At 57.1% G+C, this 15,332-nt stretch carries 12 protein-coding genes; 6 read left to right on the forward strand and 6 right to left on the reverse strand.

Annotated elements, in window-relative coordinates; translation table 11 throughout:
• Window positions 1-109: 109 nt before the first annotated feature.
• A complete protein-coding gene (locus tag CSR02_RS10730; RefSeq protein WP_099541622.1) occupies window positions 110-1,504 on the reverse strand; it encodes an MFS transporter in 1,395 nt (464 codons plus the stop codon).
• 112 nt (window positions 1,505-1,616) lie between these two features.
• Here CSR02_RS10730 and CSR02_RS10735 point away from each other — a divergent pair, with 112 nt between their 5' ends.
• From CSR02_RS10735 to CSR02_RS10745, 3 genes are all read left to right on the forward strand, one after another.
• Complete coding sequence (locus CSR02_RS10735; RefSeq protein ID WP_042786727.1) at window positions 1,617-1,922, forward strand: CsbD family protein; 306 nt, start codon at window positions 1,617-1,619, stop codon at window positions 1,920-1,922.
• 110 nt (window positions 1,923-2,032) lie between these two features.
• Window positions 2,033-2,680 (forward strand): ribonuclease HII, encoded by a 648-nt coding sequence (locus tag CSR02_RS10740; RefSeq protein ID WP_099541623.1) that lies wholly within the window; start codon window positions 2,033-2,035, stop codon window positions 2,678-2,680.
• The gene (locus CSR02_RS10745; protein WP_042786725.1) at window positions 2,677-3,780 is read left to right on the forward strand and encodes a site-specific DNA-methyltransferase; all 1,104 of its coding nucleotides are present in this window, start codon (window positions 2,677-2,679) and stop codon (window positions 3,778-3,780) included. Before CSR02_RS10740 ends, CSR02_RS10745 begins: the two co-directional genes overlap by 4 nt.
• Before the next feature lie 68 nt (window positions 3,781-3,848).
• Here the strand turns inward: CSR02_RS10745 and CSR02_RS10750 are convergent, their stop codons facing one another.
• From CSR02_RS10750 to CSR02_RS10770, 5 genes are read right to left on the reverse strand one after another with little or no spacing between them, the layout of a single operon-like run.
• Window positions 3,849-4,478 carry a hypothetical protein gene (locus CSR02_RS10750; protein WP_052013481.1) on the reverse strand — a complete coding sequence of 210 codons (630 nt, stop codon included), beginning with the start codon at window positions 4,476-4,478 and terminating at the stop codon, window positions 3,849-3,851.
• Between the two features lie 52 nt (window positions 4,479-4,530).
• Entirely contained in the window at window positions 4,531-6,675 is a 2,145-nt protein-coding gene (locus tag CSR02_RS10755; RefSeq protein WP_099541624.1) for a hypothetical protein, read from the reverse strand.
• A complete protein-coding gene (locus tag CSR02_RS10760) occupies window positions 6,672-9,461 on the reverse strand; it encodes a DUF4159 domain-containing protein (protein ID WP_099541625.1) in 2,790 nt (929 codons plus the stop codon). The genes CSR02_RS10755 and CSR02_RS10760 overlap by 4 nt, the downstream gene beginning before the upstream one ends.
• The gene (locus CSR02_RS10765) at window positions 9,458-10,438 is read right to left on the reverse strand and encodes a DUF58 domain-containing protein (RefSeq protein ID WP_099541626.1); all 981 of its coding nucleotides are present in this window, start codon (window positions 10,436-10,438) and stop codon (window positions 9,458-9,460) included. The genes CSR02_RS10760 and CSR02_RS10765 overlap by 4 nt, the downstream gene beginning before the upstream one ends.
• 5 nt (window positions 10,439-10,443) lie before the next feature.
• Complete coding sequence (locus CSR02_RS10770) at window positions 10,444-11,481, reverse strand: AAA family ATPase (protein ID WP_099541627.1); 1,038 nt, start codon at window positions 11,479-11,481, stop codon at window positions 10,444-10,446.
• A gap of 82 nt (window positions 11,482-11,563) precedes the next feature.
• Here CSR02_RS10770 and CSR02_RS10775 point away from each other — a divergent pair, with 82 nt between their 5' ends.
• The 3 genes from CSR02_RS10775 to CSR02_RS10785 are packed head-to-tail and all read left to right on the forward strand — an operon-like array spanning window position 11,564 to window position 15,207.
• The gene (locus CSR02_RS10775) at window positions 11,564-12,166 is read left to right on the forward strand and encodes a DUF1285 domain-containing protein (protein ID WP_042786718.1); all 603 of its coding nucleotides are present in this window, start codon (window positions 11,564-11,566) and stop codon (window positions 12,164-12,166) included.
• Entirely contained in the window at window positions 12,163-13,356 is a 1,194-nt protein-coding gene (locus tag CSR02_RS10780; RefSeq protein ID WP_099541628.1) for a CCA tRNA nucleotidyltransferase, read from the forward strand. Before CSR02_RS10775 ends, CSR02_RS10780 begins: the two co-directional genes overlap by 4 nt.
• Before the next feature lie 57 nt (window positions 13,357-13,413).
• The gene (locus tag CSR02_RS10785) at window positions 13,414-15,207 is read left to right on the forward strand and encodes an ABC transporter ATP-binding protein (protein ID WP_099541629.1); all 1,794 of its coding nucleotides are present in this window, start codon (window positions 13,414-13,416) and stop codon (window positions 15,205-15,207) included.
• Window positions 15,208-15,332 lie beyond the last annotated feature (125 nt).

Genomic DNA, 15,332 nt, shown 5'->3' on the forward strand with positions numbered 1-15,332 from the left:
GAATAAGGTTTTATAATCCATCTGGAAAAGCTGATATGCGGTGGAGGCAGAAATTCTGTTTTCACCGTAAAACGTACCACAGGGTTATGGAAAGAGCTTGTTACGTTTTTTAACGCTTATTGCCGCTCATGGAGGCACCGGCAGAAGGTGCAAGGCTTGCCGCAAACGGCACAGCCAGCAGAGAGACCGCCCCGGTAACCAGAAAACCTACAGAAAAATCCCCCAAAGTGGGTGTGGCGTGGCCGTATATCTGGCCCAGCACCGTAAGCGTGCCCGCGGCAATGCATATGCCGGCAGAAAGCATGATCTGCTGCATGGTGGAATACAGGCTGGTGGCTGCGCTCATGTTGCTGGCGGGCACATCGGCATAGGCAATGGTGTTATAGGCCGAAAACTGGATGGCTTGCGCCGCCCCGGCTCCCGCCAGAATGAGAGAAAACAGCCACAGCGCATACGGTTGCCGAAATCCGGCGACCAATACAAACACCACCGCTGCGGAAACACCATTGAACATCAGCACTTTGCGGAAGCCCCAGCGCTTTAAAATGGCTGGCACAAAGGGGCGTGTTATCAATGCGCCAACAGGCGCTGTAAAAGTGACCAACCCGCTTTGTGCTGCATTCAGCCCCATGCCAATTTGCAAAAAGGACGGCAGCAGAAAGGGCAGGGACCCCACAGCAACGCGTGAGGCCGCGCCAGCAAAAACGGACACCCGGAAAGTGGCAATGCGCATGAGCCGGAAATCCAGCAAGGGCGCAGGAACCCGAAAGGCATGAAAACAGTAAGCCAGCATTAACAGGCTGCCAGCTCCAAGCATCAGCAGGCGTAGAGTTATCGAACCTTCTGCATGGCTAAACAGTTCTGCAAAAACAGAAAGCAGGGCCAGGCCGCCGCCAGAAAGCGCCATGCCCTTTAAGTCAAACGGTGTGGGGTTTGGTTCACGAATTTGGGGAATATAGCGCCATGTCAGCCCCAGCCCGATAAGCCCGATGGGGATGTTGAGGTAAAAATTCCATCGCCATGAAAACCAGGTGGTAACAAACCCGCCAATAACCGGCCCCAGCAAAGGGCCGAGTGTGGCGGGCAGCATCATCCACGTCATGGTGCGTACAAGCTGGTCACGCGGGGTGCTGCGAATAATCACCAACCGGCCTATGGGCACCATAAGTGCGCCCCCAATACCTTGGAGTGTGCGCATGCTAGCCAGAAAGATGAGGGAATTTGCCTGGGCGCACAGCAGGGAGCTGAACACAAACGTGCAGATGGCCACCATAAGCACGGAACGGCTGCCCAGCCTGTCTGCCAACGCGCCAGAAGCCGGTATGAAAATGGCCAGACCAATAATATACGATGTAAGTGCAACAGACGTTGCAACTGTATCAACGTTTAAACTGTTAGCGATAGAAGGCAGGGCTGTTGCCAGAATGGTGCCATCAAGCTGTTCCATAAACATCATGGAGGCAACGATCAGGGCGGTGAACTGCGCTTTGGTCGGGCGTGGCATGCCTAGTCAGAAACGTGTTTTTGCGGTCTGATGCAAGACATGATCCTGTAAGCACTGCCGTGTTACAGCAACAAAGCGTGCAGGATTGCACTCAAGTTTAAGGGATAAAGTCATGGCTGAAGATAAAATCAAGGATATTGAAAGCAAGGTTAAAGGCGCTGCCACAGATGCCAAAGGCCACGTTAAGGACGCCGTAGGCGGCCTGACAGGCAATGTTGGCATGCAGGCTGAAGGCAAGTTTGACCAGTTTGCCGGCCACATGCAGCAGGATTTTGCAGACCTGTATGAAGAAGGTGAAGGTGTGATGGAAAAAGCCGCCACCTTTGTGCGGGATAAACCCCTGCTTTCATTGGGTATTGTATCTGCTGTGGGCCTCATTCTGGGCTGGCTGATCTTCCCGCGTCGCAAGCGTTCGTGAAAATTTAGTTTACCGGGACTCTTGCGCTCCTAGGTAAAAAAATGCTTCTCCTTTCCTGCGGAGTCGCAGTTGATGCGACTCGGTTAATTTAGCCGAGTCGCATCAAATGGATGAAAAGAGAGGCAATGCCGGACTTTACGCGGGAACAGAAGCTGGGTGGCCGGGTGGCCGGGGTGGATGAAGTGGGCCGTGGCCCACTGGCAGGCCCCGTGGTGGCTGCCGCCGTCGTGTTTGGCGCGGGTGTTCCCGATGATCTTGCCGCCATTATTGATGATTCCAAAAAATTAAAACCAGCTGTGCGCGAAGCCATAGCGGAACGCCTGCCACAGGTGCCGGGTATAGAAATTGGCATTGGGGCAGCTTCCACTGCGGAAATAGATAAGCTGAACATCCACCATGCAGCTCATCTGGCCATGCAAAGGGCGGTTGGCCGCCTGCCGCGCCTGCCAGACCATGTGCTGGTGGATGGCAACAAGCTGCCGGATTTTGGCTGCGATGCACAGGCTATTGTGGGCGGAGACAGGGTGAGCCTGTCTATTGCTGCGGCATCCATTGTGGCCAAGGTGGTGCGTGACCGTGCCATGGCCCGGCTGGATGCGCGCTGGCCTGATTACGGCTGGGAGAAAAACGCGGGCTACGGCACGGCTGTTCATCGCAAGGCGCTGATCAGCGTGGGTATTACACCGCACCACAGAAAGACGTTCGGCACAGTGCGCCGGCAGCTAGAAGAACATTATTCGGCGGAGAAGCAGGTATGAGCGGCGCAAAATCAGCATCCATGGAACTCCCTCTTGATCAGATCCTCCGTGGTGAATGTGTGGAGACCATGCGCTCCCTGCCTTCTGGCTCTGTAGATTGCGTGTTTGCAGATCCGCCATACAACCTTCAGCTGCGCGGGGAACTGCGCCGCCCCGATGACACGCTAGTGGACGGTGTGGATGATGATTGGGACAAGTTCTCCGATCTGGAAGAATATGACCGCTTCACCCGTGCGTGGCTGTCTGAAGCGCGGCGTGTGCTGCACAAGGATGGCACAATCTGGGTGATTGGCTCCTACCACAACATCTACCGCATTGGTGCCATTTTGCAGGATCTGGGCTTCTGGATTCTGAATGATATTGTGTGGCGCAAATCCAACCCCATGCCTAATTTTCGGGGGCGCCGTTTTACCAACGCGCATGAAACCCTTATCTGGGCCGCGCGTGGGCAGGATAGCCGCTACCGCTTTAACTATCAGGCCATGAAGGCGCTGAATGATGATGTGCAAATGCGCTCAGACTGGTATCTGCCCCTTTGCACAGGCAATGAACGCCTGCGGAATGAGCACGGGCTGAAGCTGCACCCTACCCAAAAGCCGGAAAGCCTGCTGCACCGCGTGTTGCTGGCCTCTACCACGGTGAATGACGTTATTCTGGATCCATTTTCTGGCACCGGCACCACAGCCGCCATGGCGCGCCGTTTGCGGCGGCATTTTGTGGGGATTGAACGGCATCCGGATTACGTGGAAGCTGCCATGGCACGTGTGGCCGCAGAAACGCCGCTGGAAGCCGATACCGTGCAGACCACGCAGGACAAGCGGGAAGCACCGCGTATTCCTTTTGGTTCCTTGGTGGAGCAGGGGGTTATTACAGCCGGCACTGTGCTGTGCGATAAAAAGCGCCGCGTGCATGCAACAGTCTCGCCAGATGGTACGTTGGTCAATGGTGCCAAGCGCGGTTCTATCCATAAGTTGGGTGCGCAGCTTACAAATGCACCATCCTGCAATGGCTGGACGTTCTGGTATTTTGAGCGGGCAGGAGAGCTTCTGCCGCTTGATGTATTGCGGCAGGAAACACTCCAGAAAACAGCGCAGGTCTAACTGCGCCCGTTTTGGCTTTAGAAAAGCTGTGCCAGCATTCTACGACTGTTTGTTAAGAAGTAGCTTTATTAGCTGCCGCCAAAGCCCAGAAAACCAATAGAGGGCTGGGCGGTGCCACCTGTGCTATCATACCGTTTGTCTTGCTGCCGTTCTTCCTGTTCGTAACGGGCATTGTTGATGCCGCCTGAAACAACAGGTTCCGCACCCCCATCATCCATATTGCCACCATAAGAACGGGAACTGTCTGGCGGAGAGCGCAGGGACAGCAGAAGGAAGGTAATGGGGTTTCGGTTCAGGTCGATGGACATATCCAAAGGGGTCTGACCCAGAATATTATGCCCGTGTAAGTCCGCCCCACGGTTGATGGCATCTTTTGCAGCAGAAATACTGCCGCGGTTGATGGCATCAAACAGGGCTGCTGTGGGTTCTACATCCTTGTTGGATTTATCCCCATCATCTTCATCCAGCCCAGCCGCACCGGGAATATTGGTAGGGGGCGCGGCCCGTTTGGCATCCTGGGCTGCTTCGGCTTTTTTGGCGGCTTCTGCTGCCTCTGCTTCCTCACCCCCCTGTGCCCAGACAGGAGTGGCGGCAAAACAGGCAAAACCGCCCATAAGCAGGGCAGAAGAAGCAAGGCGGCAGAAACGGGTCATTGTCTGTCCATCATTACACGTATGCGTCATGCTATCACACCGCATAATGGCGGGAAAGTGGAGAGAGCATGTGCATACTCACTCTTTCCATCCGGCATCAGTTCCGTCCTTCACGCCACCATCCGGCAAAAAGGAAGGCTAGAGATAAAAGCATCATGCTCCATGTGGGCAAGAGGGGCTCAGCACTTTTGCCTGTTACAATATGTGCGCCACGCTGCGGAAAGGCCAGCCAGTCTGTGCCGTGCAGGGTGCCGGATTCTGCCATCCGAACAGTGGGGATGGACAGTTTGCCGGGTGCGCCCAACCAGAACACACCACCGCCAGACTGTTGCGCAACAGTGGCCAGTTTAGAAGCCGTGGCCCGTAAATCTGTCATTTCACGTAGGTCACTCTGCACAGGGGCGGCGTAGGCGGCATGGATGCCATCACTCACCTGCCAGATGCCGGATTCATTTGCTGGGAGAGTAGCCGTCTGGGTGCCATCCTGTGGGGCTGCATGCAAATGCACGGTTGTTTGTGTGCCCGAAGGTGCCGTTACAGTCACGGATGGCGGAGTGGCTTCCGGGCTGATGCTGTGACGTGTGATGGTTAACACATTGTCGGTAATGCTGGCGGTCAGTTGTTCTTCTTCCAGTTCCGGCTCTTTCATCAACCAATGAGAAATCCGGCGCAGCAGTTCCGCCTGTGGTCCTCCGCCACCTTCCCCGCGGGACCAAAGCCAGATCTGGTCTGAAAGAAGCAAGGCTACCCGGCCCTGATCCACCCGGTCCAGCACCAGCAGAGGAGCGGCATCTGGTCCGTTCATCAGCACTTCACCATGGGTGCTGTCTGGCTTTAGGGCGCGGTACCATGGACCCCATGCCCCGGTAACGGTTGTAATGTTATCCGGCACGTTGGCATCTGGTGCGCCGGAAAGAGCAGCCGTCACCGGGTGCTGGCGGCCCTGAGCCGTCAATCTGGGTCGGAACTGACGTTCCACCATACCGGTTTCTGGTGGCACATGCGCGGGCAGTACATCACCCACCGGCGTTTCCTGAAGGGATCCGGGGCCAACAAATTCTGGCCCGGCAGTTAGCAGCAGTCCGCCGCCACGGCGTACAAAATTGGCAATGTTTTCCAGATATGTGTGGGGCAGAATGCTCCGGTTTTCAAACCCATCCAGAATAATCAGATCAAACTGGTTGATCTTGTCCTGAAACAGTTCCTTTACGGGAAAAGCGATCAACGCCAGATCTGATAGCGGGGTGCCATCATCTTTTTCCGGTGGGCGCAGAATGGTGAAGTGGATGAGGTCCACCGCAGGGTCAGCCTTCAGCAGCCTGCGCCAGATACGTTCCCCTTGGTTGGGGGTGCCGGAAATCAGCAATACGCGCAGCCTGTCTCGTATGCCCATAATATGGGTAATGCTCTGGTTATTCAGTTGCGAGACTTCGCCCGCCAGAGGGGAGATGGAAAGGCTGATAAGCATCTGCCCCGGCCGGGCAACGGGAATACTGATATCCTGCGGCGTGCCTGTGGTTACAGGTATCGCCACAGGTTCTTCGCCATTCACGCGCAGGGTGAGCTCAGCTGGCGTGCCTGTATGTGTGCCGGGGCCAGAATCTTCGGCCAATACACGCAAATGCGCGGGCTGCCCGGCAATGGCATAAGGCGGAGCTTCCAGTATCTGGAGCTTACGGTCTGTTTCCTCCCCTTTGGCGCTCAGGAGCACATGCAGGGGCAGAGTGGTTTGTGCTCCTGTAGCCGTGCGTGGGCGCAAACGCTCTGGCAGAGTGGGGGGCACATCGGCCACCTGCCCATCTGTTATCATCATGGCGCCTGCAAGCTGATCAGGCGGAATATCCGCAGCGGCCTGATCCAGAGCTTCAAACAGGCGGGTGCCATCATGCCCGTTCTGGCGCACGGTAACAGTACGGACATTCAGTCCATCTATCTGCATATGGGCCAACGCATCTGCTGCCTGCCGGGCAATGGCCGCCCGCTGCCCGATGGCCATGGAGGGAGATTGATCCACCAGCATAAGGGCAGTTTGGGGCAGGTTGTGCCAGCTTTCGCGCAGATGTTGCGGGCCTGCCAGCCAGAACAGAAGCGAGGCAATGGCCGCCAGACGGAACAAAGCCCCACGCGCGCCATTATACAGGTTCCATGCACACAAAAACACGCCCGCAATGCCGAGCAGAGCCAACACCCATAAAGGCAGCAGGGGCGCAAAGCCGATGGATTGCATCAAACTGTTTATCATGGCCGGTCTTCCAGCCGTTTTAGCAGCATGGGCACGTGTACCTGATCCGCCTTGTAGCTGCCGGTAAGTGCGTAAATAACAATATTAAGCCCAAAGCGATAAGCCAGCAGGCGCTGTTCCGCTCCGCCGGGAATAACCGCAAATGGCGTATTGCCAGATGAATCAACAGCCCACGCATGCGCCCAGTCTGCCGAGCCAATAATAATGGGGCTGACCTCATCATTCCCGGCATCGCCTTCGCGCGCCACCCAAATGGGGTTTCCGGCATAACGGCCCGGAAAATCATGCAGCAGATAAAAAGTATGCGCTAACAGATGGTGGTCATCCATTGTCACCAAAGGTGGCACTGTCAGCCCGGTTGTGGCGCGGCGCAGGGCTGCGCGTGTGCCGGGGGCATCTCCGGCAAAGCTGGTGTCATCTGCGCTACCGTCTGGCGTATCCTGCCCCTGTGTATCAATCAGCAGAATGCCCCCATGCGCCATAAAGCGGTTAAGTGCCGCTATCATGGCGGGAGAGGCGTGGGCATCTGGCGTAATTGGCCAGTATAGTAGGGGGTAATAGGCCAGATCATCCGTTTCCGGGTGCACGCCATCGGGGTGCCCCAACACGGCAGATGTGCGGGCATTGGTAAAATCCGCCAACCCCTGAAGCCCTTGGCAGGAGGTTTCATCCACATCATTGTGGCCAGTCAACACATAGGCTAGGCGTGTTTCAAGCGCTGCACCGGGTACGGTAGATGTGCCTTGCGGGGCAGGCGGAGGCGTATCTGCAGCATGGGCTGGCGCAGCCAGCCCCAACAGCATGCCGCCCATAACCCATGTGGCCGCATGGGTGCGGCTGGATGCCAGCAGCCCCTTGCGCATGAGTGGAATAAGCACACCATCAAGCAACAAAAGAACAAGAGCTGCCAGAAGGCAGAAGCGCCCCAATGGCACATCCGGCTGCTGGCCTGCCGGATCTGTAATAATGCCCACAGCCTTTTCAGGATACAGTGCGGCAATGTGGTCTGCCGTATTTAAGGCGCGGCGGCCGGAAGTGGGACCGTACAGGCCCGGAGGATGCGCTGGGGAAACATTCGTGGTGGCAAAGGCAGAGGCTTTCAGCCCGCGTGCATAAGGTGGCGGAGGGCCCGCAACGCCCGCACCATCCAGCGTGAGGGCTGGCTGCAATATGGCATCATCTGCGGGTACGCTTACGCCATTTGCATGGTCTGTCAGCCTTTGCAGCATGGAAACAAACAACCCGGAAAGCGGTAGGTTAGACCAATCCGTTGTGCTGCTGACATGAAATAGAACAATTTCGCCTTTCCCCAATGCGGCGTGTGTTACCAACGGCGTGCCATCTGCCAACCGTGCCCATGTATGCTCGGTAAGAGTGGCGGAAGGGCGCGCCAGAACCTGGCGGGAGACCGTGACATCATTGGGGGGTGTTAGCCCCGCAAAAGGGGATGTTGCATCAAATGCCGCAAGTTTTTGCGGTGTGCCCCATGTCATGGAGCCGCCAAGTTGGCGCGCGCCATCCAGCAGAGGCACGGGTAACAGGTCTTGCGTGGTTTGTTGGGGGTTTTCACGCTCTGGGGGTTCAGAGCCATCATCATGCTGGGCGCCGGCAAGGGCCGGGCCAGCAAAGCGGATGAGCGTGCCACCATTTTTCACCCATTCGCGCACTTTTTCCCGTGTTTCGGGGTCTGCCAGCGTGCCATCGGGCGCGATCAGAACAGAAAGTGGGCGGCTTAAAAGCGAGGTAGGCGTGCCTTCATGCAATTCGGCAGAAGGTGCCAGAGCGCGGCGCAAATAGAACAGGGATCCAACCAAAGGTGTATCCGCGCCGCCGGATGCCAAAAGCCCTACCGGATGCAGGCGGCTACTTTCGTCCATCAGTGTTGTGGTGGCCGCACTGGCTATACCTGCAAGGGTCAAGCTGTCTATGCGGTTGCGTATAGTGACGGGAAGGCTGACGGAAATATCGGCATGGCCAGATTGTGCGGGCAAGGTTACAGGCACCACTGCCAGCGTGCCGCCATCCTGTGTGTGTGCAATGGCATTAAAGGTGCGCGGAGCCGCCATTGGCATAGCCACAAGGCGTGCCATGACGTTGCCGCCTTTTTCTACAACCGGAGCCAATGCCACCGCATTTTTGGGCGGGAAACGCACTTCCCGCACGCTGCCCAGGTTTTGTAGAGCATGCGTAAACACACCATCACCCGGTGTGGCAATACCATCTGCCAGATAGAGCACGCTGCCAAATGTCTGTGTTGTCAGATGCTCCAAAACATGGGCCGTCGTTTCTCTGTCAACCTGCCAGGGTTCTGGGCGCAACGCGTTGAGATGTTGCCTGACTTGAGCCGCGGGAAGAGGCGCATGGTTTTCTGTTACAGATGTTTCTGCTTCTGGCGCAGTGCTCAGCAGTAATACAGGGCGTTTTGCGCGTTCGGCATCATCCAGCAGGTTGTGGGCAGCTGTTAGCCGGGTATTCCAGTCTGCGGCGCTGAACATGCCATTATCTATAACAAGCAGCACCGGCCCGGCGCCTTGTTGGGCCACGTTGTGCCCCGGCAATACAGGCCGGGCAAGGCCAACAACCAGCAAGGTAACGGCCGCAAGGCGCACCAGCAGTAACCATAAAGGGGAACGTGCAGTTTCTGTCTGGCGCGGTTTTAAAGTGGCCAGAAGTTTTACGGGCGGAAACACCTGTTGGCGCGGGCGCGGAGGTGTTGCGCGTACAAGCCACCATACCAGCGGAAGCGTAAGCAGGCCCAGCAGGGCAAAAGGCGCCAGAAAGATCATGCGCGGCGGCTCATCAGATTATGCAGGGCCAGTAAGGTGGGTGTGGCTGGGGTATCTGTAACGTGGCAGAGGTAATCATGCCCAAGGCTGATGGCCATGTGCTCAATCTGGCTGCTGCGTGCTGCTGCCAAGTGGGTATAGTCTGCACGTAATGTCTGCACATGTGGCAGTTCAATGGGTGGTTCATGCTCCAGCCCCGTAAATTCAACACGCCCTTCATAGGGAAGCGAAAGTTCTGCCGGGTCTGCAATATGGAGCATATGGGTGCGCACGCCGCACGCTGCGCATTGGTGCAGCAGCCCACGCAATGCCTCTGTTTCGCACAGCAGATCGCTGGCCAGGAGCAAATGAGCGTAGCGAGGGAGAGCCGCTGCGGCTGGCAGAGCGTTTTTTTGTGGTGTGGATGCCTGAAAGACCAAGGCCAGCGCCAAACGTTCCAGCAGGCTTCCGCCGGGGGGCAAATGCACCATACCAGATGCGCAAAGCAGGCGGATACGCTCTCCACCGCGGGCCAGAGCGGCAGCCATTGCCAGTGTTAGCAGAATGGCGCTTTCCTGCTTGGTGGGAATGTTAGTGCGGGATTGCCAATTCATGGAGCCAGAAAGATCACACCATAGCAGAATGGTTTGCGCGCTTTCGGCTTCTGTTTCGCGCACATAGGCGTGGGTGCTGCGGGCAGATTGGCGCCAGTCTATATGCGCGGCGGCCTCTCCCGGCTGGGCTGGACGATATTGCCAGAAGGTATCTCCCCATCCTGCGCGATGTTGCGCATGCTGCCCTGCGGCCAGCGTGGCGGCAGTACGGTTTGCCTGCACAATCAGATCGGGCATGCGGGCCGCCAGAGCCTGCGCCTGTTGGGTAAGGGCGGCAGGTTGGCGGATATCAGCAAAATCCGGCTGCGTGGCAAAGTGTGCGGCCTGTGTAGTGCCAGCCTTATTGCGGTGGAATGCGGCAGTCAGAAAGGAAGGGCCACGCAATGGCTTTAACCCAGCCGTTGCAGAAGGCGAGAGATAACATCCTGTATCTGCACCCCTTCCGCACGGGCGGCAAAAGTAAGTGCCATACGGTGGGCCAGAACAGGCTGGGCCAGTGCGGCAACATCATCAAGGCTGGGTGAGAGCCTGCCATCCAGCAGGGCACGGGCGCGCGTGGCCAGCATAAGCGTTTGGGCAGCACGCGGGCCGGGGCCCCATGCAATCTGTTCACGCAATGTGGCATCCTGCGTGGTTTCTGGCCGGGCGTTACGTACCAAATTGAGAATGGCATCCAGCACTTTTTCACCCACCGGAATACGGCGCACCAGCGCCTGTGCTTCTAGCAGGCTTGCGGCGTCCATCAGGGTTTGGGGCTGTTCTGTTTGTGCGCCGGTGGTGGCCAGAAGCATCTGCCGTTCTGCTGCTTCATCGGGGAAGGAGAGCGGAATTTGCAGCATAAAGCGGTCAAGCTGCGCTTCTGGCAGCGGGTAGGTGCCTTCCTGCTCCATAGGGTTTTGGGTGGCCAGCACATGGAATGGGCGGGGCAGAGGGTATTCTGTTCCGGCCACGCTGACGCGGTGCTCCTGCATGGCCTGTAGCAGAGCAGACTGTGTGCGTGGGCTGGCGCGGTTAATTTCATCCGCCATCAGCAACTGGCAAAACACGGGGCCGGGCACAAAGCGGAAGCTGCGATGGCCGGAGGCATCTTCATCCAGAATTTCGCTGCCCGTAATGTCAGAGGGCATAAGGTCTGGCGTAAACTGCACGCGGCGCGAATCAAGCCCCAGCACTGTTCCCAAAGTTGTGACCAGCAATGTCTTGCCCAAACCGGGTGCACCCACCAAAAGCGCGTGCCCACCAGCCAGAATGGTAGCAAGCGTTTGGCGGATAACCTGTTTTTGGCCAAAAACAATGCGAGAGGTTTCCTGCTGCACGGCTTGCAGCCGTTCGCAGATACGGTCTGCCTCCCGCACTTCGGGAGGAGAGGAGGGCTGGTGCGCGGGCTGCGATGCGTCTGATGCGGTCATGGTTCCAGTGTGAAGCACATACGGGGCTTACATCAAGCGGGGTATCATCCCTATATCATCAGGATGACGGTATGGACACGTATTACAGGATGATAGGCCAGTGAAAGGCGAACACGCAGCACGTAGCGAGGGTCTGGCCTGTTCAGGGCATCAGGAAAGCCCGGAAAGAAAAAGGCATGACTTGGGATATCTGCCTTTTCTGGTCCGGCGCGATGGCGTGTGGCTTTACAGGGGCACGCCCATAAAGCGTAAGGCCATGCTGTGCATGTTTGGCTCCATGCTTACGCGGGATGAAAAAGGAGCATATCTGCTCCGCTCTCCGTTTGAGACCGGGTATATCGAGGTGGAAGACGTACCTTTTCTGGCGGTGGAGCTGGATTGGTCTGGTTGCGGCAAAATGCAGCGCCTGTGTTTTCGCACCAATATGGATGAAGTGGTGGTGGCTGGCCCCGACCACCCGATTCGGACAGAGTGGGATATGCCGCCAGAGGCCTGCCCGGAAAGTTGTCCCCCCTATATTCGGCTGCGGGAGGGGGATGGGCGTTTTCCGCTAGAAGCACGTTTGTCTCGCCCAGTGTGGTATGAACTGGCAGCTTTGGCAGAGCCGGGCACATGCAAGGGTGTGCCCTGCATGGGGGTATGGAGCTGCGGCTGCTTTTTCCCGCTTGCCAGGCAAACATCCGGCACAGATTGCGACGCATGACCGCAAACCTGTTGGCGCGTTTGGAGCCCGCACGTCTGCATGCTCTGGAGCAAATATGGGCTGTGCTGCCTCAGGCCCGGCTTGTTGGCGGTGTGGTGCGTGATCTGATGGCACAACGCCCCATTGCAGATGTTGATCTGGCCGTGCCGCAACCGCCAGAAGAGGTGATGCAAAGCCTGCAAGCGCAGGGCATAACTGTTGTGCCTACAGGCTTGGCGCATGGTACCGTAACAGCGGTTATTGCGTCTGCCCCCTATGAAATCACCACCCTGCGGCGTGATGTGGAAACAGATGGGCGGCACGCCGTGGTATGCTGGACGGACAACTGGCAGGAAGACGCTGCACGGCGCGATTTTACAATCAATGCCATGTCCTGTGATAGCGCAGGCACTGTACATGATTATTTTGGCGGCCAGCATGATCTGGCAGAGGGTATTGTGCGCTTTGTGGGCGATGCCACGCTACGGATACAAGAAGATGCCCTGCGTATTCTGCGGTTTTTTCGCTTTTGGGGGCGTTACGGCCAAGGGCAGGCAGATACACAGGCCATGCAGGCCATTACCACACAGGCAGAATTACTGAATGGTCTGTCTGTTGAGCGGATATGGTCCGAACTCAAGCGTATTCTGGTGGGGCCGAGAGCATTGGATGTTGTGTATCTAATGCAACAGGCCGGTATTTTGCCTGTGCTTTTGCCAGAAGGGTCACATGTGCACCTGTTTGCGCAACTTATGGCATTTGGTCCACCAGCAGATGCCATATTGCGCTTGGCAGCCTTGGTGCCGGAAAAAAGTGCTGATCTGGCGCGTCGTCTCAAATTTTCCCGTGCCGAAGCCGCGCGCCTGAAAGCTATGCAGGCCGAACCTGTGCCTTTGCCCACGATGTCGGAGGTGCAATTACGCCATTTGCTGGCAGATACCCCGCCAGATATTCTGGCGGCACGCAGTTGGCTGTATCAGGCGCGGCATCCTGACGTTTCAGGCACAGATCTGCGACAACGCCTGGCACAGCTTGAAATTCCTGTTTTTCCATTGGCAGGGCGGGATCTTCTGGAGGCAGGCTGCCAGCCGGGGCCGCATATTGGCCGGGTGCTGAAAGATGTGCGTAACTGGTGGCAGCAGGGCGGTTGCAATGCGGATAAACAGGCCTGTTTGGCCCATGCATTAGACATGGTAGGCAGGGGGCCGTGAATAAAACCATGCGTCAGCCTCTTACGCGATAGGGCGGGAGGCTGTTAGAGAAGACGCATGACGTCACAAGCATCTGCTTCCTCTACGCGTTCTTCCCGTTCTTCCCGCGATATGTTGCCGGATGATACACGTGTCCTTCTCAAGAGGTTATGGCGCGAGCAGGTGCGCCATTATCCCGGCAATCTTACGGCCGTTGTGCTGCTTACGGTGCTAACTGCCGGGTTAACGGCATTGTATCCGCTGGTTATTCAGCGGGCGCTGGATATGTTTTCCAGCCACGATTCCCGTATTCTGTATCAGGTGCCCTTACTGGTGGTGCTGATTACAGTTGCCAAGTCCATTTCCCAATATGCGCAAACGCTGGCGTCTCAGGGGTTGGTGCTCAAGGTCATTCGCGGTTTGCAGGGTGAGATGTTCGCACATCTGGTGCAAGCGGATATTACCGATGTAGAGCGTGAGGCCCCGGCCAAGCTGGCAGCCCGCTTTACCACGGATGCTGTTTCTATTCGTGAAGCCATGATCCGGGCCGTGAACTCATTGGGGGATGTTGTCACCGTGGTGGGGCTGATTGCCTCCATGTTCTACATGGATTGGGAACTCAGCTTAATTGCCGGTCTGCTTTACCCCATTGCTGCGGTGCCTATTCAAAAACTGGGCAAGCGCGTGCGGCGTGCCTCTGGCGGCATGCAGGAACGGATTGGGGAAACAGCGGCGTTTTTAACAGAAAGTTTCAGTCAGGCGCGTACAGTCCGTGTCTATCGGCTTGAACAGCGTGAGGAAGAGCGGGCCGCCATTTCTTTCGATCATCTGCATCAGGCCATGCTGCATATTACGCGGGGCCGTGCGCGTGTTGACCCCTTGCTGGAGGCTCTGGGTGGGTCTGCCGTAGCGGCTGTGCTGGGGTTTGCGGGCTGGCGGGCCGCCATGGGGGGCGCCACGCTGGGCGATTTTTCCGGCTTTGTGGCGGCTTTGCTGTTGGCGGCGCGTCCGTTGCGGGCATTGGGGGCACTGAATGCCGCCTTGCAGGAAGGTCTGGCCGGGCTTGTGCGCATTTTTGAAATTATTGATGAAAAACCCGCTGTGGCAGATAGCCCAAATGCGGTGCCGCTTGGAGCCGGACAGGGTGATCTGGTTTTTGAAAATGTCGGCTTTGTTTACCCCGATGGGCGAGTTGGTCTTTCTGGCCTGAACTTTGAGGCCAAGCCGGGCTTTACCGTGGCGCTGGTGGGGCCATCTGGGGCAGGTAAATCCACTGCACTTTCTTTGGTACCGCGGCTGCATGATGTGACTTCAGGCCGTATTCTGCTGGATAAGCAGGATCTGCGTGATCTTACACTGGCCAGCCTGCGTGATGCCATTGCCTATGTTAGCCAAGACCCGCTGCTGTTTGATCTTTCTGTGCGTGATAACATTCTGATAGGCCGCCCTAACGCTACACAAGCAGAGGTACAGGCTGCGGCACAGGCCGCAGCGGCAGAAAAATTTATTCTCACTTTGCCCGCAGGGTATGAAACCATAGTGGGGCCGGGCGGGCAGCGCCTATCGGGCGGGCAAAGGCAGCGCGTGGCTCTGGCGCGGGCTTTATTGCGTAATCCGCGCCTTTTGTTGCTGGATGAAGCCACCAGCGCCCTGGATAGTGAGAATGAAGCCGCAGTGCAGGATGCCTTGGCTACCTTGCGCAAAGGCCGCACCACGCTTGTGGTGGCGCATCGGCTTTCCACAGTGCGCTCGGCAGATCTGGTGGTGGTCATGCAGGAAGGCCATGCTGTGGAATGCGGGAATCATGATGAGCTTATGACGCAAAATGGCCTGTATGCTCGTTTGGTAAGAACGCAGGGTCTGGAGCGCTAGATACAGCGCGCCAGACTGCGTCTTTTTTACAGCAGGATATTAAAAACCAGACCATATATGTGCTGAGAGCCAAGAGCGACTTGATGCCTGCCTTTGAACATGCCACAAAACTGACCGACCAGTTC

Origin of the sequence: Acetobacter pomorum (genome assembly GCF_002738225.1) — a bacterium.
GTDB lineage: Bacteria > Pseudomonadota > Alphaproteobacteria > Acetobacterales > Acetobacteraceae > Acetobacter > Acetobacter pomorum.

Bases quoted from the DNA above. Each gene is read 5' to 3' on its own strand.
- CSR02_RS10785 (WP_099541629.1), top strand. From the start codon at position 13,414: ATGACGTCACAAGCATCTGCTTCCTCTACGCGTTCTTCCCGTTCTTCC.
- CSR02_RS10750 (WP_052013481.1), bottom strand. From the start codon at position 4,478: ATGCGGTGTGATAGCATGACGCATACGTGTAATGATGGACAGACAATG.
- CSR02_RS10730 (WP_099541622.1), bottom strand. From the start codon at position 1,504: ATGCCACGCCCGACCAAAGCGCAGTTCACCGCCCTGATCGTTGCCTCC.
- CSR02_RS10760 (WP_099541625.1), bottom strand. From the start codon at position 9,461: ATGATCTTTCTGGCGCCTTTTGCCCTGCTGGGCCTGCTTACGCTTCCG.
- CSR02_RS10735 (WP_042786727.1), top strand. From the start codon at position 1,617: ATGGCTGAAGATAAAATCAAGGATATTGAAAGCAAGGTTAAAGGCGCT.
- CSR02_RS10740 (WP_099541623.1), top strand. From the start codon at position 2,033: ATGAAAAGAGAGGCAATGCCGGACTTTACGCGGGAACAGAAGCTGGGT.
- CSR02_RS10745 (WP_042786725.1), top strand. From the start codon at position 2,677: ATGAGCGGCGCAAAATCAGCATCCATGGAACTCCCTCTTGATCAGATC.
- CSR02_RS10755 (WP_099541624.1), bottom strand. From the start codon at position 6,675: ATGATAAACAGTTTGATGCAATCCATCGGCTTTGCGCCCCTGCTGCCT.
- CSR02_RS10780 (WP_099541628.1), top strand. From the start codon at position 12,163: ATGACCGCAAACCTGTTGGCGCGTTTGGAGCCCGCACGTCTGCATGCT.